The sequence below is a fragment of the Methylobacterium sp. WL120 genome, assembly GCF_008039465.1.
Classification (GTDB): Bacteria; Pseudomonadota; Alphaproteobacteria; order Rhizobiales; family Beijerinckiaceae; genus Methylobacterium; species Methylobacterium cerastii.
Window position 1 is genome coordinate 1 of sequence record NZ_VRUT01000376.1, and the last position, 611, is coordinate 611.

Consider the following 611-nt stretch of genomic DNA (forward strand, 5'->3'; position numbering starts at 1 on the left):
GCCTGGGGGGCGGGCGTCTGCGCGATGGCGGACGCGCTCCCGAGGGGGGCGGTCCAAAGGGTGATCGTCGCGGTCGCGATCATCCGGATCGATGTGGTCACGCAAGGTCCTCAAGTGCTGGCGTCGGCGCGGCGCGGCCGTGGCGCGGCGGGGATCTGTCCACCGGGTCGTCACGGGCTGCGGGAGCACGACCTTCGCATGCCGTTCGACCAAGGCGAAGTTGTGAATCGCGATCCGCGGGCGGACCCGCATGTTTCGGGCCGTTCGCCCTCGCCTCGGCCGCGCCTGCGGCTCACGAGCCGTCCCGCGGCGGACGCGGCGGCGTCTGGTTTTCGCCCAATCTGCATCGTAGACAGGCCGTCAACCCCGTCACGGCGGCCCGGTTCGAGACCGGCCGCCACGAGGAAACAGGACCGCACCGCCCATGTCTGCCCGGATTTCGTCTGCCGCAATTTCGTCCGTCACGACCGGCGCGCTGCGCCTGCGCCGCCCGCTCGCCCTGACGGCCGCCGCTCTCTCCCTCGGCGCGGCCCTGGCCGGGTGCCAGGCGCTCGGCGGTGCGCTGGGCGGCGGCGGCGGCGTGATGCCGGCGGCCGAGGTCGGCCCGCCGC

The 611-nt window shown here is 74.3% G+C and carries 1 pseudogene; it reads left to right on the top strand.

What is annotated here, in order from left to right:
- Window positions 1-424: 424 nt before the first annotated feature.
- A pseudogene (locus FV229_RS27085) lies at window positions 425-611 on the top strand (hypothetical protein); the annotation flags it as partial.